Source organism: Halosegnis marinus (assembly GCF_029338355.1).
GTDB classification, from domain to species: Archaea; Halobacteriota; Halobacteria; order Halobacteriales; family Haloarculaceae; genus Halosegnis; species Halosegnis marinus.
On sequence record NZ_CP119802.1, the window covers coordinates 2,102,791 to 2,126,197 of the forward strand.

General features: G+C 70.5%; 20 protein-coding genes. 13 read left to right on the forward strand and 7 right to left on the reverse strand.

Features of this window, described 5'->3' with window-relative positions:
• Positions 1-14: 14 nt before the first annotated feature.
• The 10 genes from P2T37_RS11700 (at position 15) to P2T37_RS11745 (ending at position 13,842) form a co-directional block, all read left to right on the forward strand.
• The gene (locus P2T37_RS11700; RefSeq protein ID WP_276234123.1) at positions 15-1,712 is read left to right on the forward strand and encodes a methylmalonyl-CoA mutase family protein; all 1,698 of its coding nucleotides are present in this window, start codon (positions 15-17) and stop codon (positions 1,710-1,712) included.
• 54 nt (positions 1,713-1,766) lie between these two features.
• A complete protein-coding gene (locus tag P2T37_RS11705) occupies positions 1,767-3,665 on the forward strand; it encodes an acetate--CoA ligase (protein ID WP_276234124.1) in 1,899 nt (632 codons plus the stop codon).
• A gap of 137 nt (positions 3,666-3,802) precedes the next feature.
• Positions 3,803-5,803 (forward strand): bacterio-opsin activator domain-containing protein, encoded by a 2,001-nt coding sequence (locus tag P2T37_RS11710; RefSeq protein WP_276234125.1) that lies wholly within the window; start codon positions 3,803-3,805, stop codon positions 5,801-5,803.
• Positions 5,804-5,880: 77 nt separating this feature from the next.
• A complete protein-coding gene (acs, locus tag P2T37_RS11715) occupies positions 5,881-7,866 on the forward strand; it encodes an acetate--CoA ligase (RefSeq protein WP_276234126.1) in 1,986 nt (661 codons plus the stop codon).
• A gap of 167 nt (positions 7,867-8,033) precedes the next feature.
• Positions 8,034-9,353 carry a substrate-binding protein gene (locus P2T37_RS11720; protein ID WP_276234127.1) on the forward strand — a complete coding sequence of 440 codons (1,320 nt, stop codon included), beginning with the start codon at positions 8,034-8,036 and terminating at the stop codon, positions 9,351-9,353.
• A gap of 120 nt (positions 9,354-9,473) precedes the next feature.
• The gene (locus P2T37_RS11725) at positions 9,474-10,424 is read left to right on the forward strand and encodes a branched-chain amino acid ABC transporter permease (protein ID WP_276234128.1); all 951 of its coding nucleotides are present in this window, start codon (positions 9,474-9,476) and stop codon (positions 10,422-10,424) included.
• On the forward strand, positions 10,421-11,659 hold the full coding sequence (locus P2T37_RS11730) for a branched-chain amino acid ABC transporter permease (RefSeq protein WP_276234129.1): 1,239 nt from the start codon (positions 10,421-10,423) through the stop codon (positions 11,657-11,659). Before P2T37_RS11725 ends, P2T37_RS11730 begins: the two co-directional genes overlap by 4 nt.
• 1 nt (position 11,660) lies before the next feature.
• Complete coding sequence (locus P2T37_RS11735; RefSeq protein ID WP_276234130.1) at positions 11,661-12,419, forward strand: ABC transporter ATP-binding protein; 759 nt, start codon at positions 11,661-11,663, stop codon at positions 12,417-12,419.
• Positions 12,416-13,159 carry an ABC transporter ATP-binding protein gene (locus tag P2T37_RS11740; RefSeq protein WP_276234131.1) on the forward strand — a complete coding sequence of 248 codons (744 nt, stop codon included), beginning with the start codon at positions 12,416-12,418 and terminating at the stop codon, positions 13,157-13,159. Before P2T37_RS11735 ends, P2T37_RS11740 begins: the two co-directional genes overlap by 4 nt.
• 2 nt (positions 13,160-13,161) lie before the next feature.
• Positions 13,162-13,842 (forward strand): thioredoxin family protein, encoded by a 681-nt coding sequence (locus P2T37_RS11745; protein WP_276234133.1) that lies wholly within the window; start codon positions 13,162-13,164, stop codon positions 13,840-13,842.
• Here the strand turns inward: P2T37_RS11745 and P2T37_RS11750 are convergent.
• From P2T37_RS11750 to P2T37_RS11770, 5 genes are all read right to left on the reverse strand, one after another.
• Entirely contained in the window at positions 13,839-14,654 is an 816-nt protein-coding gene (locus P2T37_RS11750) for a DUF7537 family lipoprotein (RefSeq protein ID WP_276234134.1), read from the reverse strand. The genes P2T37_RS11745 and P2T37_RS11750 overlap by 4 nt on opposite strands.
• 31 nt (positions 14,655-14,685) lie before the next feature.
• On the reverse strand, positions 14,686-14,964 hold the full coding sequence (locus tag P2T37_RS11755) for a DUF7520 family protein (RefSeq protein ID WP_276234135.1): 279 nt from the start codon (positions 14,962-14,964) through the stop codon (positions 14,686-14,688).
• Between the two features lie 192 nt (positions 14,965-15,156).
• Entirely contained in the window at positions 15,157-16,983 is a 1,827-nt protein-coding gene (locus tag P2T37_RS11760) for a cbb3-type cytochrome c oxidase subunit I (protein ID WP_276234136.1), read from the reverse strand.
• Positions 16,984-17,049: 66 nt separating this feature from the next.
• A complete protein-coding gene (locus tag P2T37_RS11765) occupies positions 17,050-17,457 on the reverse strand; it encodes a DUF6684 family protein (RefSeq protein WP_276234137.1) in 408 nt (135 codons plus the stop codon).
• A 44-nt stretch (positions 17,458-17,501) separates the two neighbouring features.
• Positions 17,502-17,921, reverse strand: coding sequence for a DUF7541 family protein (locus tag P2T37_RS11770; RefSeq protein WP_276234138.1), 420 nt, complete (start codon positions 17,919-17,921; stop codon positions 17,502-17,504).
• Positions 17,922-18,003: 82 nt separating this feature from the next.
• On the opposite strand from P2T37_RS11770, the gene mvaD reads away from it, so the two are divergent.
• Both mvaD and P2T37_RS11780 read left to right on the forward strand, forming a co-directional pair.
• On the forward strand, positions 18,004-18,972 hold the full coding sequence (gene mvaD / locus P2T37_RS11775; RefSeq protein ID WP_276234139.1) for a phosphomevalonate decarboxylase MvaD: 969 nt from the start codon (positions 18,004-18,006) through the stop codon (positions 18,970-18,972).
• Between the two features lie 57 nt (positions 18,973-19,029).
• Positions 19,030-20,151 (forward strand): NAD(P)/FAD-dependent oxidoreductase, encoded by a 1,122-nt coding sequence (locus P2T37_RS11780; protein ID WP_276234140.1) that lies wholly within the window; start codon positions 19,030-19,032, stop codon positions 20,149-20,151.
• Between the two features lies 1 nt (position 20,152).
• Here the strand turns inward: P2T37_RS11780 and P2T37_RS11785 are convergent, their stop codons facing one another.
• Positions 20,153-20,512, reverse strand: a complete 360-nt coding sequence (locus P2T37_RS11785) for a hypothetical protein (RefSeq protein ID WP_276234141.1) — start codon at positions 20,510-20,512, stop codon at positions 20,153-20,155.
• A 280-nt stretch (positions 20,513-20,792) separates the two neighbouring features.
• Between P2T37_RS11785 and P2T37_RS11790 the strand changes: the two genes are divergently transcribed.
• Positions 20,793-21,950, forward strand: coding sequence for a M24 family metallopeptidase (locus tag P2T37_RS11790; protein WP_276234142.1), 1,158 nt, complete (start codon positions 20,793-20,795; stop codon positions 21,948-21,950).
• Between the two features lie 49 nt (positions 21,951-21,999).
• Here P2T37_RS11790 and P2T37_RS11795 read toward each other — a convergent pair whose 3' ends face one another.
• Positions 22,000-23,232, reverse strand: coding sequence for an MFS transporter (locus tag P2T37_RS11795; RefSeq protein WP_276234143.1), 1,233 nt, complete (start codon positions 23,230-23,232; stop codon positions 22,000-22,002).
• Between the last annotated feature and the right edge of the window lie 175 nt (positions 23,233-23,407).

Here is a 23,407-nt window from a genome sequence, read left to right on the forward strand (position 1 = left end):
CCGTAGCCGGGTCCATGTTCGACGAGGAGGAACTCGCGGCGATACGCGAGTCCCGCGAGGAGTGGGAGGACGAGACCCTCTCGGAGTACCTGGAGTACGGCGAGCGGAAGGACCGCTTCGCGACCGTCTCGAACCACGAGGTCGACCGCCTCTACACCCCCGAGGACGTGGCGGACCTCGACTACGAGGAGGACCTCGGCTTTCCCGGCGAGGAGCCGTACACCCGGGGGGCGTACCCGACGATGTACCGCGGCCGGACGTGGACGATGCGGCAGTTCGCGGGCTTCGGGACCGCCGAGGAGACGAACCGGCGGTTCCACTACCTCATCGACGAGGGGCAGACCGGCCTCTCGGTCGCGTTCGACATGCCCTCGCTGATGGGGCTCGACTCCGACCACCCGATGTCCGACGGCGAGGTCGGCAAGGAGGGCGTCGCCGTCGACACGCTCGCCGACATGGAGGTGCTGTTCGACGGCATCGACATCGGCGAGGTCTCGACCTCCTTCACCATCAACCCGAGCGCGGCCGTGATCTACGCGATGTACGTCGCGCTCGCCGACCGGAAGGGTATCGACCGCACGGAGATACGCGGCACCCTCCAGAACGACATGCTCAAGGAGTTCATCGCGCAGAAGGAGTGGGTCATCCCGCCGGGCCCTTCCCTCGACGTGGTGACGGACACCATCGAGTACGCCGTCGCGGAGACGCCCGGTATCCACCCCGTCTCCGTGTCGGGCTACCACATCCGCGAGGCCGGCTCGACGGCGGCCCAGGAGGCGGCGTTCACCCTCGCCGACGGCTTCGCCTACGTGGAGGACGCGATGGAGCGCGGCCTCGACGTGGACGAGTTCGCCCCGCTGCTCTCCTTCTTCTTCAACTCCCACAACTCCGTCTTCGAGGAGGTGGCGAAGTTCCGCGCCTCGCGCCGCGTCTACGCCCGCCTGATGGACGAGTGGTACGACGCCGAGAAGCCCGAGTCGAAGCGGCTGAAGTTCCACACCCAGACGGCCGGCCAGTCGCTCACCGCCCAACAGCCGCTCAACAACGTCGTCCGCACGACGCTACAGGCGACCGCGGCGGTGCTCGGCGGCACCCAGAGCCTCCACACGAACAGCTACGACGAGGCGCTCGCGCTCCCCTCCGAGGAGGCGGTTCGGGTCGCGCTGCGCACCCAGCAGATACTCGCCGAGGAGTCCGGCGTCGGCGACATCGTCGACCCGCTCGGGGGCTCGTTCGCCGTCGAGAAGCTCACCGACGAGATGGAGTCGGAGATACTCGCGTACATCGAGGAGATACGCGACATCGGCGACGGCTCCGTCCGCGACGGCGTCCTCGACGGCATCGACCAGGGCTACTTCCACCGCGAGATACAGGAGGCGAGCTACGAGTACCAGAAGCGCGTGGACGCGGGCGAGGAGACCGTCGTCGGGGTCAACGACTACACCATCGACGAGGACCCGGACATCGACATCCTCCACGTGGACGAGGACACCCAGGAGACGCAGCTCGACCGGCTCGCCCGCGTCAAGCGCGAGCGCGACGACGACGAGGTCGAGGCACGCCTCGACGACCTCGCGGACGCCATCGAGAACGACGAGAACGTGATGCCGTTCATCGTCGACGCGGTGAAGGCGTACGCGACGATGGGCGAGGTGATGGAGACGTTCTCCGAGCAGTACGGCCAGTACTCCGAGAAGATCGGGCTCGCGTGACGGGCTCGACAGAACGCTTATACGCCGGTTCGCCAAAGCGGTTCCCGTAACGGAATGGGGACGGACAACGAGCCGGGGCGCGGCGACCGCGTCGCGCCCCCGTCGGGTTTCGTCGGGAGCGCGAACGTCACGGCGGGTATCCGTGAGGAGTTCGCCGAGGAGGGCGTCGAGGCGTGGGCGCGCGCCGCCGACCTGCTGGACTGGGACCGCGAGTACGAGACGGTGCTGCGCGACGACGGCGGCCTGGAGTGGTTCGCCGACGGGCGGCTCAACGCGGCCGCGAACTGTCTCGACCGCCACCTCGAGGAGCGGAAGAACCGGGTCGCGCTCCGCTGGGAGGGCGCGACCGGCGACGCCCGCACCTACACCTACCTCGACCTCCACCGCGAGGTGAACGAGGCCGCCGCCGCGCTGCGCGACCTCGGGGTCGAGGCGGACGACGTGGTCACCACCTACCTCCCGAACGTCCCCGAACTCGTCGTGACGATGCTCGCCTGTGCGCGGCTGGGCGCGCTCCACAACGTCGTCTTCGCCGGCTTTTCGGCGGACGAACTCGCGGCCCGACTGCGCCGAACCGAGTCCGGATACCTCGTCACCTGCGACGGCTACTACCGGCGGGGGAACGCCGTCAATCAGCTCACGACCGCGGACAACGCCCGGATGGCGGTCGACCACGCCGTGGAGACGGTCGTCGTCGGCCGGCTTGACGACGGCGTCTACCTGAGCGACGACCACCGCCGCTACGAGGACCTGCTCGACGGCCACCGCGGCGAGACCGTCGCACCCGTCGCCCGCGACGCGACGGACCCGCTGTTCGTCATCTACACCTCGGGGACGACGGGTGAACCCTCGCGGGTGACCCACACGACGGGCGGCTACCTCGCCCACGTCGCGTGGACCGGCCACTCGGTCCTCGACATCAAGCCGACGGACACCCACTGGTGTGCCGCCGACGCGGCGTGGATCACCGGCCACTCCTACATGGTGTACGCGCCGCTCGCGCTCGGCGCGACCACCCTGCTGTACGAGGGCGCGCCCGACCAGCCGGCGAAGGACCGGCTGTGGGGCCTCGTCGAGCGCCACCGCGTCGATACCTTCTACACGGCCTCGACGGCCGTCCGCGCGTTCATGAAGTGGGGCGAGGAGTACCCGGCGAGCCACGACCTCTCCTCGCTCCGCCTCCTCGGGATGGTCGGCGAGCCCATCGACCCGCGGGCGTGGAACTGGTACCGCGACCACGTCGGGCGCCGCGAGTGCCCGGTCGTCGATACCTGGTGGCAGACGGAGACGGGCGGCGTGCTCGTCTCGACGGTCCCGGGGGTCGACGACATGAAGCCCGGAAGCGCCGGCCCCGCGGTCCCCGGCGTCGACGTCGCCGCCGTGGACCGCGAGGGCGACCCCGTGGCCGAGGGCGACCCCGGCCACCTCGCCGTGACGACGCCGTGGCCCGGGATGTCCCGTTCGCTCGCGCGCGAGGCGGGCGGCGCGGGCGACGACTGGCTCTACGTGACGAGCGACCGCGCGGTCGTGGACGGCGACGGCTACGTCACCTTCCTCGGGCGCGAGGACGACACCGTCACGGTCGGCAACACCGCCTTCGGCCCGGCGACGCTCGAGAGCGCCGTCATCGAGACGGACGGCGTCGCCGAGGCCGCGGTCGTCGAGTCGAGCGAGCGCGGTGGCACCGCCGTCGCCTACGTCTGCACGGAGCGGGGCCGCTCCGGCGACGCGGCCATGCGCGAGCGCATCGCCGACCACGTCGCCGAACGACTCGGGCCGACCGCCCGCTTCGGCGCCATCGTCTTCACCCCCGACCTCCCGAAGACCCACTCGGGGAAGATAATGCGCCGCCTGCTCGGGGCCATCGCGGACGGCGAGGAGTACGGCGACACCTCCGCGCTGCGCAACCCCGAGACGGTCGGCGAGATAGAGACGGTCGTGGACGACGGCTGAGTTTCGCCCTCTCGCGAGTTTCCGAAACGACTTTCGCGCGTGTATGACGGCCACAACGGCAGCGAGGGGGCTCGCGCGTTACTTCGGGCGCGTTTCGCCGGTAGTTTTATTTCGCGTTGTGACAATCCTGCGAACCGATGGGGCGGACACAGGGGGCCGGGGGGCTCGACGCGGCGGACTACGAGCGGCTGCGGCGCGCGGCCGACACGTACCGGCGCCGACTCGCGATACGGCTCTGCGGCGAGGCGGGTCTGACACCCGGGGAGGCCGCTCGCCTCCGCCCGGCGGACGTGACGGCGCGCGTCCACGAGGGCGCGCTCCACTACTTCATCGCGGTTCGCGACGGCGACGGCGGCGGCCGCGACGCCTACCTCCCCGGGGAGGTGAAGCGCGACCTCGACCGCTACGTCGCGTCGAACGGCCGCGGCGACGACGAGCCGGTGTTCGCGGTGAGCGCGCGCCGGCTCCAGATGCTCGTCGGCGAGACCGCGGCCGAGGCGGCCGACGGCGAGGGCGACCCGCTCGCGGACGCATCCACCGCGGACCTGCGACGCCACTTCGCGCGGACACAGCTCCGCCGGGGCGTGCCGCCCGCCGTCGTGATGACGGTCGGCGGCTGGCGACGGCTCGACGGCATCGCCGACGACCCCGCGGACGTGGGGCGCGGTACCGTCGCGGCGGCGTTCGCCCGGGCGGGCGCGGCGGGCGACGACCGGTTCCGGGCCGCGTTCGACGCACTCGACCGGCCCGCGCTGCTGCTCGACGCCGACGGCGGGGTCGAGCGCGCGACCGACCGGTTCGCGGCCCTGACGGACGGGGCGCCGGCCGGCCGCGACCTCGCGGAGCTGGTCGCCGTCGACGACACCGCCGGCCTCTGGGAGACGGCGCTGTCCGGCGAGACCTGGCGGGGCCGTGCCGTCCTCGCCCCGGACGGCGACGCGGCCGAGGGGACGCTCGCCGTCTCGGCGGTCGGCGGCACTCCCCGACCGACCGGCTTCCTCGCGGTGTTCGACCCCGGCGACGACCGTTCGGACCGGCCGAGCGGTGGACGGCTCGACGCCGTCCAGTCGCGGGTGCTCGCCGTCGGGGAATCGCTCGACGCCGGCTCGACGCGGGCGGGGGTCCTCTCGCGGGCCTGCTCGGGGCTGGTCGAGGGCGACGCCTACCGGGGGGCGTGGGCGTTCGACGCGCCGGTCGAGACCGGCGCCGAGCCCGTCGTGGATGCGGGCGGGACGGAGCCGCCCGAGGACGCCGCGGCGTTCGCGGCGGCCGCGGCGACCGACGACCGGACGACCGTCCGCGACGGGCCGAACCCGCTCGTCGCCGTGCCGCTCTCGGCCGGCGACACGGGCTACGGTGTGCTCGTGGTCGCGCCCGCGGGCGACCCCGGGGACTACGAGCGGCGGGCGCTCGCCGCCTTCGGGGGATGGGCCGCCGAGACGCTCGCGGCCGTCGAGTGGAAGCGGCTCCTGCTCGCGGACGCCGTGCTCGAACTCGAACTGCGGAGCACCGACCGCGACTCGCTGTTCGTCGGGGCCTCCGCGACGCTCGGCTGTGCGCTCTCCGTCGAGGGGCTGGTGCCGCTCGACGGCGACGCCCTGCTCTACTACGTCTCCGTCGAGGGGGTGCCGACCGAGGCGGCGCTGGACCACTTCGGCGACGCCGCCGAATCGGCGCGACTCATCGCCGCGGCCAGCGACGCCTCGCTGCTGGAGGTGACCGCGCCCGGCGACTCCCTGCTCGGGGAGCTCATCGCGCGCGGGGCACACGTCACCGACCTCGGGGCGGAGGAGGGCGCGGCGCGGCTCACCTGCGAGACGGCCCCGAACGCGGACGTCCGCGACCTCGTGGAGGGGGTCGCCGAGCGGTTCCCGGGCGTGCGCCTCGTCGCCAAGCGCGAGGTCGAGCGCTCGGTGCGGACGCCGACGGAGTTCCAGCAGGCGCTGGAGGAGCGGCTCACCGACCGGCAGCGCTCGGTGTTGCAGGCCGCCTACCACGCCGGCTACTTCGACTGGCCGCGCGGCTCGACCGCCGAGGAACTGGCCGACTCCATCGGCGTCTCCTCGCCGACGCTCCACAACCACCTGCGCCGCGCTCAGCGGAAGCTCCTCGCGGCCTTCTTCGACGGCGAGACGTAGCGCGGGCCGTCGTCGGCCGGGAGTTGGGATAGTTAGGTGGCGTGATTAATATACTCCTGTAGGTGGTAGCGGGTAGCATGTCCGAGTCAGACGATACCGACGTGCAACTGGAAGCACGGCTCCGGGAGCAGGACTACTTCCGCCCGCCATCGAAGTTCGTCGGGCAGGCGAACGCCACGGACCCGGCCATCCACGACGAGGTGGGGGAGTTCCCCGAGGGGTTCGACCGCTACGCCGAACTCCTCGACTGGGACGAGCGCTGGGACGAGACGTTCGACGGCTCGAACCCGCCCTTCTTCGAGTGGTTCGTCGGCGGCAAGCTCAACGCCTCCTACAACTGCGTCGACCGCCACCTCGACGAGCGGAAGAACCAGACGGCCCTGCTGTGGGAGGGCTCGGACGGCGAGCAGGAGAACATCACGTATCAGGACCTCTACGTCCGGGTCAACGAGATGGCCGCCGCCCTCCGCTCGATCGGCGTCGAGGAGGACGACGTGGTCACCGTCCACCTCCCGATGGTGCCCGCCCTCCCGGTCACGATGCTGGCGTGTGCCCGCATCGGCGCGCCCCACTCCGTCGTCTTCGCCGGCTTCTCGGCGCAGGCGCTCGCCGAGCGCGTCGACTCCGCCGACTCCGACTACGTCGTCACCATCGACGGCTACTACCGCCGCGGCGAGTTCCTCGACCACATCGAGAAGGCCGACGAGGGGGTCGAGTCGGCCGACAACGACCCCGAAGTGCTCGTCCACTACCGCCACGACGAGCCGAACGCCGACGTCTCGGACGACTACACGCCCGTTGACGACCTGCTCGCCGAGCACGAGCGCGAGCGGGTCGAGCCGGTGTCGCGCGACGCCGAGGACCCGCTCTTCCTGATGTACACCTCGGGGACCACCGGCAAGCCGAAGGGGTGTCAACACCGCACCGGGGGGTATCTCGCGTATGCGGCCGCAACCTCGAAGAACGTCCTCGACATCAAGCCGGAGGACACCTACTGGTGTGCCGCGGACATCGGCTGGATTACGGGCCACTCCTACATCGTCTACGGCCCGCTCGCGCTCGGCACGACGAGCGTGATGTACGAGGACACGCCCGACTACCCGCACAAGGGCCGTATCTGGGAGATAGCGGAGCGGTACGACGTGGACATCTTCCACACCTCCCCGACCGCGGTGCGGATGTTCATGAAGTGGGGCGAGGAGTACCCCGAGGAGTACGACTTCGACTTCCGGCACATGACGACGGTCGGCGAGCCGATCCAGCCGGAGGCGTGGCTGTGGTACTACAAGCACATCGGCGACGAGGACGCCGTCATCGTGGACACGTGGTGGCAGACGGAGACGGGCGGCCACCTCATCACGAACCTCCCCGCGCTGGAGGACATGAAGCCCGGGAGCGCCGGGAAGGCGTGTCCGGGCATCGAACCCGCGCTCGTGGACGACTCGGGCGACAAACTGCCGGAGGCGAGCGGACAGGCCGGGAACCTGATAATCGAGAAGCCGTGGCCGTCGATGCTCCAGACAGTCTACGGCAACGACGAGCGGTTCATCGACACCTACTGGGCGGACTTCTCGGACACCGACTCCGACGACTGGCGCGACTGGAACTACAAGGCGGGCGACGGGGCCGTCCAGGCACAGGACGGGTACTGGCGCGTGCTCGGTCGGCTCGACGACGTGATGAACGTCGCCGGCCACCGCCTCGGGACGATGGAGCTCGAATCCGCCGTCTCGGAGGTCGAGAAGGTCGCCGAGGCCGCGGTCGCCGCCCGCGAGGACGCCGAGAAGGGCGAGGTGCCGGACGTGTACGTCGTTCTCCGCGAGGGCATCGAGGAGAGCGACGAGGTGAAAGCCGAGATAATCGCCGCCGTCGAGGAGGAGATCGGGAAGTTCGCCCGCCCCGCGAACGTCGTCTTCGTGGACGACCTCCCGAAGACGCGCTCGGGGAAGATAATGCGCCGCCTGCTGGAGAACATCTCCAACGGCGACGAACTGGGTAACACGACGACGCTGCGGGACCCCTCCGTTCCGGAGCGCATCCGCGAACAGGTCCACGGCGACTGACCGGCCCGACCCTTCCCGTTCTCGACGCCGTCCGCGCGCCCGCGAGCGACGCGCCGGCGCGGACGGAAACCGTCCGTTCGCGGCTTCCTCCCGCTGGCTTGGGATAATTATATCGGTCGTTTATGTACCATTAGTTCCTGGCAACCTCTGGCGTGAGTCAGAACACCATGGAACGACGTGACGTACTGAAGGGTGCCGGGGCGGCGGGCATCGCCGGCCTCGCGGGCTGTATCGGGGGCGGCGGCGGCTCCTCGGAGTACCCCGAACTCGGGAACTACCCGGTCGAGGGCGACGAGGTGACGCTCGGGTTCAACGTCCCCCAGTCGGGGGCGTACGCCTCCGAGGGGAACGACGAACTGCGGGCGTACAACCTCGCGGTCGAACACCTCAACAACGGCGGCGGCTGGGTCGATATGTGGGACGACCTCTCGTCGGGGGGTATCCTCGACAAGACCGTGACCTCGGTGTCGGGCGACACCGCGACCGACCCGGCCACGGCCGAGGAGTCGGCGACGCAGATGATACGGTCGGACGGGGCCATCATGATAACCGGCGGGGTCTCCTCGTCGGTCGCCATCTCCCAGCAGAAGCTGTGTCAACAGGAGCGCGTGCAGTTCATGTCCTGTCTGACCCACTCGAACGCGACCCAGGGGGCCGACTGCGTCCGGTACGGCTTCCGCGAGATGCACAACGCGTACATGACGGGGAAGGCGCTGGCGCCCATCCTCGTCGACCAGTTCGGCGAGGACCAGAACTTCTACTCGATGTACGCGGACTACACGTGGGGGACCTCGAACCGCGACTCGATGAAGGAGTTCCTCGAGGAGCGAGGCTGGAACCAGGTGGAGGCGGCGCCGACGCCGCTCGGCACCTCGGACTTCTCGCCGTACATGCAGGACGTGCCGCGCGAGGAGACGGACGTACTGCTGCTCATCCACTTCGGCGCGGACGCGGCGAACTCCATCCCGGCGGCGTTCGACGCCGGCCTCGACGACGACATGGAGATCGTCGTCCCGCTGTACGACAAGATCGCGGCCAACGCGGCGAGCGACAACATCGACGGCGTGCTCGGCACCGTCGACTGGAACTGGCAGGTGGACAACGAGTACTCGAACGCCTTCACCGAGGCGTACCGCGAGGCGGAGGGGACGGCCCCGTCGTACGCGGCCCGGCTGGCGTACTCCGCGACGATGCGGTACGCCGCGGCCGTCGAGCGCGCGGAGACGTTCTACCCGCCCGAGGTCATCCGCGAAATGGAGGACCAGACGTACAGCAACACCGGCATCGGCGAGGCGGAGGCGCGCGCCTGCGACCACCAGTCGATGCGCGACGTGTACGTCGTGGAGGGCCTGCCCGTGGAGGAACAGACCGACGACGCGCTGCTGTCCGTCGTCGGGACCACGGACCGCGACACCGCGGGCTACGCGTGTGACGCGGGACCGGCCGCGAACTGCGAACTGGGCACCTACGGCGACGAGGACAACTGAGCGCCGAGGCCCGCCTCCACGACATATGTCTCTCACTACACCCCTCGACATCGACGGTTCGCCCCCGACCGGCCGGCGCGACCGACCGGAACGCTCGTCCCCCGCGGAGGTGACCGCGGCGTGGTAGACGTCGCCGGTATCCTCATCACCGGCCTCCAGCAGGGGGCTATCTACGCGCTGTTGGGTATCGGACTGACCATCATCCTCGGCACGATGCAGTTCCTCAACCTCGCCCACGGGGCGCTGTACCTCGTCGGCGCGTACACGGGGCTGCTCGTCGTCCGCGAGATATCCGTTCAGGAGGGCGCGCTCGCCGGCATCGTCGCCGACCCGACCGCGTTCGGCATAGGCAGCAGCTTCCTCGTCGCGCTCGTCGTCACGCCGATACTGATGTTCGCCATCGGCGTGGCGATGGAACGGTTCGTCGCGCGGCCGCTGTACGACCGCAGCGAGGTCGAGCAGTTGCTCCTCACGTTCGGGCTGGCGCTCATCGTCGAGGAGCTGGCGCGACAGCTCATCGGCTCGCAGCCGTTCTCCAGCTACGCCCCCGAGGAGCTGTTCGGGGTCGTCGTCTCCGGGCAGGCGAACATCCCCTTCGTGGGGCAGTACCCGCGCTGGCGGTTCGTCGTCATCGGCCTGACGTTCCTGCTCATCGGGGCGACGTACCTCGTCATCGAGCGCACGGACTTCGGGATGGTCGTGAAGGCCGGCACCCGCGACTCCGAGATGGTCCGGCTGCTCGGTATCGACATCACCCGCTCGTACGCGCTGGTGTTCGGGGTCGGCGCGGCGCTGGCCGGTCTCGCCGGCCTCGTCGGCGGCACCATCATCGACGTGGCGCCCGGTATCGGCACGAACAACGCGCTCGTCCCCGCCTTCCTGACGGTCGTCGTCGGGGGCGCGGGCAGCGTCGTCGGCGCCATCGTCGGGGGCATCGTCCTCGGGATGGTCGCCGCCGTGTTCCAGTTCCAGGCGCCCCAGTGGTCACAGATCGTGCTGTTCGGCTTCGTCGCCGTCTTCCTGCTCGTCCGGCCCGAGGGGCTGTTCGGGAGCGTGGAGGTGGGCGAATGAGCGACGACGCGCGGACGGACGGCGGGACCGCGACGGCGGACCCGAACCTCGTCGACCGGCTCGTCGCGGCGAAACACAGCGAGCGGTTCGTCGCCGTCGTCTCGCTCGTCGGGCTGCTGGCGATGCCGTTCCTGCTCATCGACGTGCTGGGCGTCTTCGACGACCTCATCGGGGTCGGGCTGGGCGGCTTCGTCGGCCTGCCGACGCTCATCCTCGCGTTCGGCATCGTCGCGGTCGGCTACAACCTCCTGCTCGGCTACACCGGCCTCCTGTCGTTCGGTCACGCGGCGCTGTTCGGCGCGGCCGCGTACGCGGCGGGCATCTTCTCGAACGAGGTGGTCGCGAGCCCCGTGCTCGCCATCCTCGTCGGGGTGGTCGCCGCGACGCTTCTGGCGTGGCCCATCGGCTTCCTGTCCATCCGGCGCTCGGGCGTCTACTTCGCCGTGTTGACCCTGACGTTCGGGCAGATGCTGTACTTCTACGCGTTCGGCCCCGGCGCGTGGCTGACGAACGGCGACGACGGCTACACGCCCTTCGCGGTGCCGGGCGGTGCCGAGATCGCCGGCGCGGTGCCGACGAGCGACTCGCTGTCGGACCTGTTCTTCGACCTGACGGGGCTGACGCTCACCCTGACGGACGGGCTCGACGTGACGGTCGGCTACGTCCTGACCGCGCTCATCGGCGTGGCGGCCATCGTGACCGCCCACCGCATCATCAAGTCGCCGTACGGGCTCATCCTCAAGGCTATCGGGCAGAACGAACAGCGGGTCGCGTTCATCGGGATGGACGTGTTCCGCTACAAGCTGATGGCGTTCGTTCTCTCGGGAGTGTTCGCGGGCGCGGGCGGCGGCATCTACGCGCTCTCGAAGGCCGGCCTCACGGTCCACCCGAACGCGACCCTGTACTGGATCGTCTCGGGCGACTTCGTCATCATGACCGCGCTCGGCGGGGTCGGCTCGCTCGCCGGCCCGCTGCTTGGCGCCGTCGTCTTCGAGTACATCGCGCTGGTCGTGCAGGGCATCACCATCCCGATCATCGACTTCCAGATCGGGTCGCTGTGGCGGCTCCTGCTCGGGCTGGCGTTCGTGCTCGTGGTCGCCTTCTTCCCGGACGGCATCTACGGCGCGTTGAGTTCGCTCGGCGAGCGCATCGCCGAGCGGTTCGGCACCGAGTCCCCGACCGGCGACGGCCCCCGCCCGGTCGAGGACGTCGAGGAGACCGGGGGTGACGACTGACATGGCTATTCTCGAAACCCACGGACTCACGAAACGCTTCGGCGGCCTGACCGCCGTGGACGACGTCGACCTCACCGTCGACGCCGGCGAGACGCGGGCCATCATCGGCCCGAACGGCGCCGGCAAGTCCACGTTCATCAACCTCGTCACCGGCCTGCTCCAACCGACCGAGGGGTCCGTCACCTTCGACGGGACCGACATCACCGGGCAGGAGCCGCACGAGATCGTCCAGCGGGGCGTCTCGAAGTCGTTCCAGACGGCGTCCATCTTCCCGGAGATGACCGTCCGCGAGAACGTCCAGATGGCGGCGATGGCCGCCGAGCGGGGGTCGTTCCGCTTCGACTTCCTGAAGCGGCGCGACTCCTTCACCGGCGTCTACGACACCACCGAGGAGATGCTGCGCGCCGTCGAGCTGTGGGGCGACCGCGACACGAACGCCGCGAGCCTCCCCTACGGCGACAAGCGCCGGCTGGAGATCGGTATCGCGCTGGCATCGGAGCCGGACCTGCTGTTCATGGACGAGCCGACGGCCGGGATGTCGCCCGAGGAGACCGACGCGACGGTCGACCTCGTCGAGCGGCTCCAGGACGAACTCGGCCTCACCATCGTCCTCGTCGAACACGACATGGAGATAATCTTCCGCATCGCCGACCGCATCGCCGTGTTGAACCGCGGGAGCGTCATCGCCGACGCGACCCCCGACGAGGTGCAGGGCGACCCGGACGTCCAGGAGGCGTACCTCGGGGGTGTCGAGCTGTGAGCCTCCTCGAGGTCGAGGACATCGACGCCTACTACGACGAGAGCCACATCCTGCGGTCGCTCTCGCTCGAAGTCGAGCAGGGCGAGGTGTGTGCCCTGCTCGGCCGGAACGGCGCCGGCAAGACCACGACGCTGCGCTCCGTCGCCGGGGCGCGTCCCCCGGACGTCCGGGCGGGCACGGTCCGGTTCCGCGGCGACACGGTCTCCGAGATGCCGGCCGAGGACGTGGCCATGTCCGGCATCGGCCTCGTCCCCGAGGAGCGGCGCGTCTTCCCGAACCTCACGGTCGAGGAGAACCTCCACCTCTCGCAGGTGGCGCGCAACCGCTCGAACACGGTCGGGCGGTCCGTCCGGGCCTCGGGCGACGTGCGGCCGCTCTCGGAGATATACGAGGCGTTCCCCCGGCTGGACGAGCGACAGAACCAGATGGCCGGGACGCTCTCGGGCGGCGAACAGCAGATGCTCGCCATCGCTCGCGCGCTCCGGCAGAACCCGGACCTGCTGATGCTCGACGAGCCGTACGAGGGGCTCGCGCCCCAGATAATCGAGGACGTGGAGGACGCCGTCGAACGCATCAACGAGGCGGGGACGACCGTCCTCCTCGTCGAGCAGAACGCCGCCGCGGCCATGAGCATCGCCGACCGGTGTTACATCATCGACCAGGGGCGCATCGTCTTCGACGGCGACTCCGAGACGCTGCGCGACGACGACGAGACGCGCCAGCGGTACCTGGGTGTCTGAACATGGCGGCCGACCTCACTACCACGGCGGACCGCTACGACTACCTCCGCGAGCGCGACGTGCTCGTCGAGCGCGACGGCCGCGTCGCCATCACGGAAGCGTTCGACTCGGCGCGGCGCGTCTATCACGACAGCTACGGGGACATCGACGACGAGCGCTTCCACGCCACCCTCGCCGACCTGTTCGAGATGTCCGTCGCGGACGCGAAGTCGCAGGCCGCGGAGCTGGGTATCACGCGCGACCAGCTGGTCGCGTACCTGTCGCTCCGGTCGTATCTCGACGACGGCGGCGCCGTCCCCGACCCGAACGACCTCGTGTCGATGGCCGGCATCGTCGCCGACGTGGCGCCGGTGTCGCCCGTTCCCGAGGACATGCGGGAGCTGACCGACGACGACTACGCCGAGTTCGTCGCCGAACACGGCGACGCGGTCGTGTTCGTCTGGAAGCTCCACTGTGCGCCCTGCGACGCGATGAAGGGCGAACTCGACGAGGTGCTCGGGCTCGTCCCCGACGGCGTCGCCGTCGCGGGCGTGAACGGCGAGAAGGTGACCGCCTTCCGCCGCGAGTTCGGCGTGGACGCCGCGCCGGCCACCGTCACCTTCGCGGACGGCGACCACCACGAGACGCTGGAGAGCCGCCGGAAGCCCGAACGGCTCGCCGAGCTGTTCGACGAGGCCTTCTAGACGCGCTCGGCCCACGGGGGCCGCGGCGCCGTCGTGTTCCCGAGTTTCCGGTAGCGGAGGGTCCGCCGGACGACGACCGGCTCCCCGTCGGCGGTCGCCTCGTAGCGGAGTGTCAGGGTCCGGACCAGCCCCGCGCGCGTCACCGTCGCGCGAAGCGAGACCGCCCCCGGGTCGGCGTACTCCGGGTCGAACGGCTCGGCCGTCGCGTTCGCGGCGACGAGGTACGCCGTCGACCCGTTCACGCCGATCCGGCCCGCGAGCCGGGTGTCGGCCGCGGCGAAGGTGTCCTCGACGAAGTCGCGGGGGTTGCCCGTCCCGCCGCCGAACGGAACCGTCCGCGCCCAGTACTGCCACGTCCCGCCGCCCTCGCGCGGCTCGAACTCGTTGTACACCGTGGTGTTCTCCCGCGAGAGCCGCCGGAGGTACGTCTCCCCGTCGGACCAGAACGTCGCGTTCGCGGGGGGTGTCCCGAGGAAGACGGGCGCGGCCGGGCCCGCAGTCGCCGTGTCGACGAGGTAGCCGCGGTCGGCCGCCAACCGGAGGTCGACCGTCAGCGACTCCCGGAGCGTCCCGTTCGCGTACCGGACGGTTTCGGTCGAGACGAGCCGGTAGGAGGTGTCCGCGAGCACTCCGGCGTGGGCGTCGGCCAGCGCGTCGGGTCGCTCGACGCCCGACTCCGCGAGTCCCGGCGCTAGCGTCGCGTCATCGGGGACCTCGACCGCGGTGACGGTGTCGGTCGCGGTGCCGCCGTCGCTCGTGGCGCCACAGCCGGCGAGGACGAGGAGTACACAGAGCGCGAGCGCGCGCCGCATACCGGCGCCTCGCGCGCCGCGTGCTAAACGTTCACGGTGACCGACCGGGCTCGGCGTCGTCGTACTTCTCGGAGACGTAGACGACGCCGGCGAGGAGCACGCCGAGGATGGTCGCGATAGTCGCGCCGCCGTACAGCGCCATCCCGAACGGCGTCGGCGGGAGCTGGATGAAGCCGTACAGCTCGGGGTCGAGCCCCTGCGGGCCGATGTAGCCGATGACGAAGCCGATGGCCGCCGTGAGCAGGACGATGCCCACGTAGAGGGTCACCACGAGCCGCCGGCCGCCGGTGCGCGGTTCCGTGTCGCTCACGCCCGTACTCGGGGCGTCGCGAAGATTAGCCTTTTGTCCGCGAGTCCCCAACGCGACGTATGACAGAGAAGGAGGCGCTGTTCGGCGTCCTCGCGGGCATCGCGGCCCTGATGTTCCTCACCGGTATCGTCCTCGTGATGACGAGCCTCAGCTGAGGCTCGCGGTCGGAGCGAAACGGAGAACGCGGGCGGTCTACTCCTCGTCCTCGACGCGGCGCACGGCGGGTTCGAGCCCGCCGTCGGCCTCGACGTCGCCGCCGTCGGCGGCCAGGGCCGGCGTGTCGTCGCCGTCGTCGAGCGAGAGCTGGTCCTCGAACCACTGGAACTCGCGGGAGTGCTGGTTCGTCTCCTTGAGGTCCCACGGGTCGCCGTCCTCGACGACCGGCCCCTCCAGGTACGACTGGACCATGTTCCACACCCAGATGATCTGGGCGAACATGATGATGAACGCGCCCACCGTGGCGATCTGGTGGAGCGTCGTCACCTCGGCCAGCGGCGCGATGGCGCCGTTGAACTCGTAGGTCGCGTAGCGGCGCGGCATCCCGAGGTAGCCGAGCAGCAGCATCGCGAAGAACGTCACCGCGACGCCGACCTCCGAGAGCCAGAAGTGCGCCTTCGCGAGCGTCTTCTGGTACATCTTCCCGGTGACGATGGGGAACCAGTAGTAGATGGCCCCGAAGCCGGCGAAGGCGATCATCCCCATGACGATCCAGTGGAAGTGGCCGACGACGTAGTACGTGTCGTGGAGCACGAGGTCGATGGGAATCGCGGCGAGGAAGACGCCCGTGATGCCGCCGATGACGAAGTTGGCGACGAAGCCGATACAGAACAGCATCGGCGCCGTCAGGCGGAGCTTCCCGTTCCACATCGTCGTGATCCAGTTGAACGTCTTCACCGCCGACGGTATCGCGATGGCCAACGAGACGGCCATGAAGCTCGCGCGGACCCGCGGGTCGATGCCCGTGGAGAACATGTGGTGTGCCCAGACGCCGAACGAGAGCACGCCGATGGCGAGCGTGGAGTAGATGACGAACTTGTAGCCGAACAGCTTCCGGCCCGAGAACTTCGGCAGGATCCACGATACCAGCCCCATCGGGGGCAGCACGAGGATGTACACCTCGGGGTGGCCGAAGAACCAGAACAGGTGCTGCCAGAGGATGGGCGAGCCGCCGTCGACGGCGAAGAAGGCCGTCGCGAAGTTCCGGTCGAGCAGCAGCATGATGAGCGCGCTCCCGAGCAGCGGGAACGCGAACAGGATGAGCGCCGACTGGGTGAGGATGGTCCACGAGAAGATGTCGAGGTTCGCCCAGTTCACCTTCTCCGAGCGCTCGGTGAAGATGGTCGCGATGAAGTTTATCGCGCCCATCGTCGCGGAGACGCCCGAGAGGTGCAGCCCCAGCAGCATCAGGTCGACGCCGGGGTTGGCCTGCTCGGCCGACAGCGGCGTGTACATCGTCCACGAGGTGGCGGCGGCCTCGACGCTCCCGCCCGTCAGGGGCGCGAGGAAGAAGCCGGCCCAGATGAGCAGCGCGGCCGGCGGGAGGAGCCAGAAGGCGATGGCGTTGATGCGCGGGAACGCCATGTCGTCGGCCCCGATGAGCAGCGGGATGAAGTAGTTCGAGAACGCCGCGATGATGGGCGTCCCGAACAGGAACAGCATCGTGATGCCGTGGCTCGTGAGCAGGCCGTTGTAGAAGTTCGCCCCGCCCATGCCGGCCAGCGCGTCCATCGCCGGGGTGGCCAGCTCGACGCGCATGAGCATGACCGCGAGTCCGCCCCAGACGAAGGCGATGACGGCGTAGATGCCGTACATGATGCCGATGTCCTTGTGGTCGACCGTGGTGAGCCACCGCACCAGCCCCGAGGGCTTGTGTGCGGTGGACGTCTCGTCCCCGTAGCCGGCGCTCCCGCCGGCCAGCGGCGTGTAGGTGCGCAGGTCCTCCATCCGCGAGAGGAGGGCGACGACGCCCACCAGGAAGACCCCCATGAGAACGGTTAGCGCAAGCTGTTCTCCTGCCATGGTTCTCCCTGAGGACTGCTGGATAAGAAAGGTTGTGTTCCGGGCGGGCCGGGGGTCGCCCCGGGACTACTCCTCGTCCGGGATCTCGGGGTCCGTCTCGACGCCGTCGGCGACCGCGGCGGCGCCCTCGGCGGGCTCGTCGGCGGTCACGTTCCCGTACTCCTCGTCCGGGATCTCGGGGGAGGTCTCCTCGCTCTCGGCGGCCGCGGCGGCCTGCGGCTCGGCGTGCTCCTCGGGCTCCTCCTCCAGCTCCGACTCGGCCCGCGAGATGGCGCGGCCCGAGTAGTAGGTGAGGACGAACAGCGCGCCGAACGTGATGACGACGATACTCAGCTGGATGGCCTGATTGGCCGGGTCCGACCCGAAGGGGTTGAACGCGACGAATACGACCACGAAGAAGGCCATCATCGCCAGCGGGATGGCGTTGACGACCAGGTCGAGGAGCGTCTCCCGGTCGAACGTCCGTGATGACATGGTCGAAGCTTACGCCACGGCGATTAAGAGGTTACGGGTTTCGCTCAGGCCGGGAAGGGGTCGTCGTCCGCGACGGCGACGCCCGCGACGCTCGCGGCGAGCGCGATGACGCCCGCCGCGGCGATGGAGAAGCCGCGGAGGACGATGGTGTCGGCCCCGTCCACGGCCGCGAGCATCGCCGCGGCGTCGATGCCGGTCTGGCTCGTCACCACCCACGCCCCGACGACGACGAGCAGGCCGCCCAGCCCCGCGAGCAGCTTCCACGGGCGCTCGCTGTAGCCCGCCTCCTGGACGATACCGGCGATGCTCCCGACGAACAGCAGGAGCCCCGCGACGGCGACCGGGTACAGTCCCATGAACACGCCGACCTCCCCGACGGCGAGGCCGAGCGCGACGAACAGCGGCCACGGGCTGGCCTTCGCGGCCTCGCTCGCGGCCACCGCCTCGGTGTCCGTGTCTGCCATTGCCCGCTTTCGGGGCGGCGCACCCAAAGCCTCGTCGGTGCCGTTCGGGGGCTTTAAGCCGCGAACGGCCGCCGCTTCGCCCATGAAGGCGACCGCGAAGGCCCACCCCATCCAGGGGCTCGTCAAGTACCACGGGATGCGCGACGCCGACCTGCGGCTCCCGTACCACGACTCCATCAGCGTCTGTACCGCCCCCTCGCACTCGAAGACGACCGCGGCGTTCGACCCCTCGCTCGCCGAGGACGAACTCGTCATCGACGGCGAGGAGGTGACGGGCCGCGGCCGCGAGCGCGTCGTCCACGTCGTCGACCACGTCCGCGACCTCGCGGGCATCGACCACCGCGTCCGCTTCGAATCGACCAACGACTTCCCGACGAACATCGGCTTCGGCTCCTCGTCGTCCGGCTTCGCCGCCGCCGCGATGGCGCTGGTCGAGGCCGCCGGCCTCGACATGACCCGCCCCGAGATATCGACGGTCGCACGCCGCGGCTCCTCCTCCGCGGCCCGCGCGGTCACGGGCGCGTTCTCCCAACTCGACGCCGGGCTGAACGACGAGGACTGCCGCTCGCACCGCATCGAGACGCCGCTGGAGGAGGACCTGCGCATCGTCGCCGCCGAGGTGCCGGCGTTCAAACACACCGAGCAGGCCCACGAGGAGGCCGAGGACTCCCACATGTTCGAGGCGCGCCTCGCCCACATCCACGGCCAGATAGCGGAGATGCGTGACCACCTCCGCTCGGGCGACTTCGACGCCGCGTTCGAACTCGCGGAACACGACTCGCTCTCGCTCGCCGCGACGACGATGACCGGCCCCGCAGGCTGGGTGTACTGGCAGCCGGAGACCCTGCGCGTCTTCGAGACGGTTCGCGACCTCCGCGAGGACGGCGTCCCGGTGTACTACTCCACCGATACCGGCGCCTCCGTGTATGTGAACACTACTGCCGAACACGTCGAGCGCGTCGAGGCCGCCGTCGCCGAACACGTCCCCACCCGCGTCTGGGAGGTCGGCGGCCCGGCCGAGGTGCTCGACGAGTCCGAGGCGCTGTTCTGACCCGCGCGACGATTCCGGCGACGGCACACTGAAACGCCGCGCGCCCCAACTCGAGGTATGCACGTCGCCGTCCTCGGCGCGGGGTACGCGGGATTGACCGCCGTCCGTCGGCTCGAACGCCGCCTTCCCGACGACGCGGGCCTCACGCTCGTCAACGACGAGCCGTACCACCTCGTCCAGCACGAACTCCACCGCGCGATACGCCGACCCGACATCGCCGACACCATCCGGGTGCCGCTCGACGACGTCCTCGACCGCGCGGAGTTCGTCGAGGCGCGTGTCGAGTCGGTCGACCGCGCCGCGGGAACGGCGACGCTCGACACGGGCGAGGAACTCGACTACGACTACGCGGCCGTCTGTCTCGGCGCGGAGACGGCCTTCTACGACCTGCCCGGCGTGGAGGCGAACGCGATACCGCTGAAGCGGCTCGCGGACGCCGAGCGCGTCCGCGAACGGTTCCTCGACGCCGACGGGGGCCGGTTCGTCGTGGGCGGCGCGGGCCTCTCGGGGATTCAGGTCGCGGGCGAACTCGCGGCGCTCGCCGACGAGGAGGGGGTCGATGCCGAAGTAGTTCTGCTTGAGATGGCTGACAGCGTCGCGCCCGGCTTCGCGCCCGACTTCCAGGAGGCCGTTCGGGCGGAACTCGACGACCGCGGCATCGACGTGCGGACCGGAACGGCCGTCGCCGGGGCCGACGCCTCGACGGTGGAACTCGAATCCGGCGAGGAACTCGACTACGACGGCTTCGTCTGGGCCGGCGGTATCCGCGGCCCGGCCGCGCTCGGCGGCGAGCGACCCGAGACGCGGGCGAACCTCCGGGCGGAGAACGGGACCTTCCTCGTCGGCGACGCCGCCCGGGTCGTGGACGACGAGGGCGCCCCCGTCCCCGCGAGCGCACAGGCCGCGCTCCGCGAGGCGAAGGTCGCGGCGGACAACATCGCCGCGCTGGTCGCCCACGACCGCGAGGGGACGGGCGGCTTCGAGCCGCGCCTCGACCGCTACACCTTCGACACGCCGGGGTGGGTCGTCACCGTCGGCGACGGCGCGGTGGCGAAGGTGGGGCCGACCGTCCTCCGGGGGCAGGCCGCCCGCGCCGCGAAGGCGACCATCGGCGCGGCCCACCTCTCCTCGGTCGGGGCCATCACCAACGCCTCGCGGCTGGTCCGCGAGGAGCTGTGACTCAGACGCTCGGGATGCCGACGGCGGAGAGGTCCGTCGCGCCGACCGAGGCCAGAAGCGAGAGCACGACGACGGCCGCGACCCACGCCACGACCGCGATTCCGCCCGCGAGCAGCCACCCGACCCCGTAGCGCCACTTGATGACGAGCAGGTACGCGAGCAGCGTCACCGCCGGGCCGAGGAGCGGGATCCCGCCGAACAACCCGCCCACGACGCTCCAGACGATCGCGCCGACGCCCGCCGTGACGACGGCGTGGGTGTAGCTGCGCGCCGACGCGAGGACGCTCGCGCCGACGTAGATGCCGATACCGCCGACGAACAGGCTCACGAGGAGGACGACGAGGTTGTCGGAGAGTGCCATCGCCGACGAGTCGCCGCCGACGCGGTTAGCCGTTGTGGCCCGCTCGCGCCCGAGGACATCGCCCGGACGATAACCTCCGTCGTCACACGGCCCCAGGGGTTGATGTCAACGAGGTCCCGATTCGCCCGCTCGACCGGATGCAGCCGTAGCGTCGCGTCGGCGGTCCCCTCGACGGCTCGCTCAACGGCCCCATGCGGACAGCGCCGACCCCGAGCCGGACGGGGCTCGGCCGAAGGGCCCCCGCCCCGAAGACTATGCCCCCCGGGCCGTACCCGGAACCGTGGACACTGCCCTCGTCTCCGAGAAGGTCGAGCAAGCCAACCGGGCCGTCGCCGACGCCGACGTCGATGCCTGGCTCACGTTCTGTCGCGAGACGAACGAGATACACGAGCCCTGTCTCCCCTACGTCCTGGGCTTCGACGTCGTCTGGCCGACCGCCGTCGTCATCGGCCCCGAGGACTCGACGGTCATCCTCGGGCGCCACGACGCCCCGAACGCCGAGCGACTGGGGGTTCACGAGGTGCGCCCCTACGACGAGTCCATCCGGGAGCCGCTGCAGGCGACGCTCTCGCGCATGGACGCGGAGACCGTGGCCGTCAACTTCGACCGCGACGACAACGTCGCCGACGGCCTCACCCACGGCCTCTATCTCCGGCTCCGGGACCTGCTCCCCGGTCGCGAGCTGGTGAGCGCGGGCGATATCGTCGGCCGGGTCCGGGGTATCAAATCCCGGAGCGAACACGAGCGAATCACACAAGCGGCGGAGACGACCCTCGGGCTACTCACGGAGTTGGCGTCCGCCTGGACGCCGTCGATGACCGAAGCCGAGGCGGTAGACTGGCTGCACGAGCGGATGCGTGAGGCGGGCTACGGAAGCGCGTGGTCGTGGGACTACTGCCCGACGGTGCACGCCGGCGGCGACGCCGACCTCGGACACACGCTTCCCGGCGACCGCACCGTCCCCGACGGGGAACTCCTCCACGTGGACTTCGGCGTCGTCCGTGACGGCTACGCCGCGGACATCCAGCGGCTCTGGGTCCGCGGAGAGGTCGACCCGGGGCTCCGGCGAGCCTTCGACGACGTCCGGGCCGCTATCGACGCCGGTCACGCCGCCCTGGAGCCCGGTGCGGTGGGGCACGAGGTCGACGCCGCCGCTCGCTCGGCGCTCACCGGCCGCGGTCGCGACGCGTACGACCACGCCTTCGGGCACCAAGTCGGTCGGACGGCCCACGACGGCGGCGTGCTGTTGGGTCCCGAGTGGGACCGCTACGGTGACGCGGTACGGGGTGCGGTCCGGCCGGGTGAGGTGTACACGATGGAGCTCGGCCTCGACACGGAGTGGGGCTACGTGGGCCAGGAGGAGATGGTCCGCATCACCGACGAGGGGACGGAGTTCGTCGTCGAGCCGCAAACCGCGTTGTGGCAGCTCTCACGGTAGATAGCCCGGAACCTTCCTCGGGGACACCTCCGCCGGTCACCCCTGCCGGTCACCCGGTCGGCTCCGGGGCGCGCCACGCGATGAGGACACCCAGCGCCCCGAGCCCCGCGGCGACCACGAACCCGGTGTCGAAGCCCGCCGCATCGACGATGTATCCGCCGGCGATGGGGGCGACGAACGCCCCGGCCAGCCCGACCGCCGTCTGGAACGCGACCGCCGTCGCCGCGACGTTCGCATCGACGAGTTCGCGAACGTAGGTGAAGGAGAGGCCGAGCGTCAGCTGAATCGCGAAGCCGCTCACCAGCAGGACGGCCACGAGGACGCCGAGCGTGCCGAGCCGCGGGAACGCGAACAGCAGCGGGGCGGCGACGAGGAACGACCCGAGGACGAGCGGGCGGCGTCGCCCGCCGAACAGCCGGTCCGAGAGCAGGCCGCTGGAAACCCGGGCCAGCACCCCGACCGCCGGGAAGACGGCGACGAGGGCGCCGCTGATAGCCAGCGACAGCTCCAGTTCCCGGGCGAGATACGTCGGGCCCCAGCTGTTCACGAAGAGGTACAGCGCGTAGCCGAGGAACCCGAGCGAGCCGACGAGCCAGACGGCGGGCGTACGGAGCACGGCGACGAACTCCGACAGCGTCGGCGGCTCGCCGCGTGTTCCGCCCGTCCCCGCGCTGACGGGCCAGAACACCACCAGCCCGAGCGCGGCGAGGCCGGTGAACACGACGAAGACGGCCGACCAGCCGGCCGCGGCCGCGATGATCGGGCCCGTGCCCTGGCCGAGCGCGAACCCGACCGGTCCGCTCGCGGTGAAGATGCCGACGGCGGTCGCGCGCCGGCTCGGCTCGACGCTCCGGCTGACGATGTCGATACCGGCGTTCCAGACGAACACGTAGCCGACGCCGCCGAGGACGCGCGACGCGATGACCTGCCGGAAGTCGCCCTGTCGGCCGGCGACCCAGCCCCAGACCCCGGCGACGACGACGACCGCGACGACCGCCGCGACGGTCCGTCGGGAGTCCACCCTGTCGAGTATCGCCCCCGCCGGGAGACTCGTCACCACCGCCGTCCCGAACATCACGCCCACGATGAGCCCCGCTGTCGCCGCGTCGATACCCAACGAGGACTGAACGAGCGGCGTGACGCTCGCGGGCGATATCTCGTAGGCCGCCAGCCCCGTCGAGATGAGGCTCACGCCGGCGACGAGCAGCCACGTTCGCGCGGCCGAACGCGTGACTCGGTCCGTGGACGGAGCTGGCTCCCCTGTGTCGGTCGGTGGTGTCATTCTCAGCTTTCCCTTGCTCGCCGCGAACGGCGCGTGGGTAGTCCCGGCTCGTGTCGAGCCGGTCGTCTCGAGTACGAGCGCGGGAACCGCCGGCTAAGTGTTGGCGGTTCGCCGCGACAGCGTGTCGGGGGCCGAGCCGAACGGAGCGTTCGACGGCGGCGCCCTCGTCGAGCGC

Bases quoted from the DNA above. Each gene is read 5' to 3' on its own strand.
- P2T37_RS11700 (WP_276234123.1), top strand. From the start codon at position 15: ATGTTCGACGAGGAGGAACTCGCGGCGATACGCGAGTCCCGCGAGGAG.
- P2T37_RS11705 (WP_276234124.1), top strand. From the start codon at position 1,767: ATGGGGACGGACAACGAGCCGGGGCGCGGCGACCGCGTCGCGCCCCCG.
- P2T37_RS11710 (WP_276234125.1), top strand. From the start codon at position 3,803: ATGGGGCGGACACAGGGGGCCGGGGGGCTCGACGCGGCGGACTACGAG.
- acs (WP_276234126.1), top strand. From the start codon at position 5,881: ATGTCCGAGTCAGACGATACCGACGTGCAACTGGAAGCACGGCTCCGG.
- P2T37_RS11720 (WP_276234127.1), top strand. From the start codon at position 8,034: ATGGAACGACGTGACGTACTGAAGGGTGCCGGGGCGGCGGGCATCGCC.
- P2T37_RS11730 (WP_276234129.1), top strand. From the start codon at position 10,421: ATGAGCGACGACGCGCGGACGGACGGCGGGACCGCGACGGCGGACCCG.
- P2T37_RS11735 (WP_276234130.1), top strand. From the start codon at position 11,661: ATGGCTATTCTCGAAACCCACGGACTCACGAAACGCTTCGGCGGCCTG.
- P2T37_RS11745 (WP_276234133.1), top strand. From the start codon at position 13,162: ATGGCGGCCGACCTCACTACCACGGCGGACCGCTACGACTACCTCCGC.
- P2T37_RS11750 (WP_276234134.1), bottom strand. From the start codon at position 14,654: ATGCGGCGCGCGCTCGCGCTCTGTGTACTCCTCGTCCTCGCCGGCTGT.
- P2T37_RS11760 (WP_276234136.1), bottom strand. From the start codon at position 16,983: ATGGCAGGAGAACAGCTTGCGCTAACCGTTCTCATGGGGGTCTTCCTG.
- P2T37_RS11765 (WP_276234137.1), bottom strand. From the start codon at position 17,457: ATGTCATCACGGACGTTCGACCGGGAGACGCTCCTCGACCTGGTCGTC.
- P2T37_RS11770 (WP_276234138.1), bottom strand. From the start codon at position 17,921: ATGGCAGACACGGACACCGAGGCGGTGGCCGCGAGCGAGGCCGCGAAG.
- mvaD (WP_276234139.1), top strand. From the start codon at position 18,004: ATGAAGGCGACCGCGAAGGCCCACCCCATCCAGGGGCTCGTCAAGTAC.
- P2T37_RS11780 (WP_276234140.1), top strand. From the start codon at position 19,030: ATGCACGTCGCCGTCCTCGGCGCGGGGTACGCGGGATTGACCGCCGTC.
- P2T37_RS11785 (WP_276234141.1), bottom strand. From the start codon at position 20,512: ATGGCACTCTCCGACAACCTCGTCGTCCTCCTCGTGAGCCTGTTCGTC.
- P2T37_RS11795 (WP_276234143.1), bottom strand. From the start codon at position 23,232: ATGACACCACCGACCGACACAGGGGAGCCAGCTCCGTCCACGGACCGA.